1 protein-coding gene is annotated in these 615 nt (G+C 80.2%); it reads right to left on the bottom strand.

Annotated features, from left to right (window positions below):
* Nucleotides 1–612: SCO2322 family protein (locus tag ABD317_RS37570; protein WP_425582544.1), on the bottom strand; the 612-nt coding region annotated here is incomplete at its 3' end.
* Between the last annotated feature and the right edge of the window lie 3 nt (nucleotides 613–615).

Below are 615 nucleotides of genomic sequence, written 5' to 3'. Positions count from 1 at the left end.
GGCGGCGGCCGCGTCGCGCGGCTCGCCGGCAGCGTCGCCGTCGCCGCTCCCGCTCCCGTCCCCCGCTCCGCCGCCGCTGCGGGACACCGGCTCGGCGCAGCCGCTGCGCGGGTAGCCGTCGATGGCGCAGAGCAGGCCGTTCGAGTCGTAGCGCAGCGGTTCCGCGACGGCGGCGAGGGCGTCGCCGAGGGTGGCGTCCCCGGGGACGGAGGCGCACTCGGTACGGACGGGGGGCGGGGTCTGGCCGTCGGGGGCGTGCGCGGCGGTGCCGAAGTCGATGACGAGGGCGACGCGCTTGTCGCCGTCGCCGGGTTCGGTGCCGCCGCAAACGGCGTCGAAGCCGGCGGTGCCGCGCGGGCGGGGCCCGCCGCCGGACTCCTCGCTGACGGCGAACCGCACGCCGTGCACGTCGCCGTCGTCGGGCCGCGCGAGGCCGGGCCCCTTGGTCGCGTAGACCCACGAGTCCCCGTCCCGGTCCCAGAAGGACCAGTACCGGTATCCGTCCGACGCGGGCGCCGCCTGCGCCGGCGCGGCCACCCCGAGCGCCACCGCCGTAGCCGCGACCGCGGAGCAGGCCGCGGCGGCGACCGCGTGCCGCAGCCGGCGCCGCACCGC

Source organism: Streptomyces synnematoformans (assembly GCF_039531005.1).
Classification (GTDB): domain Bacteria; phylum Actinomycetota; class Actinomycetes; order Streptomycetales; family Streptomycetaceae; genus Streptomyces; species Streptomyces synnematoformans.
The sequence above is the reverse complement of the archived record's forward strand: the minus strand, read 5'-3'. Positions and strand labels throughout refer to the sequence as shown.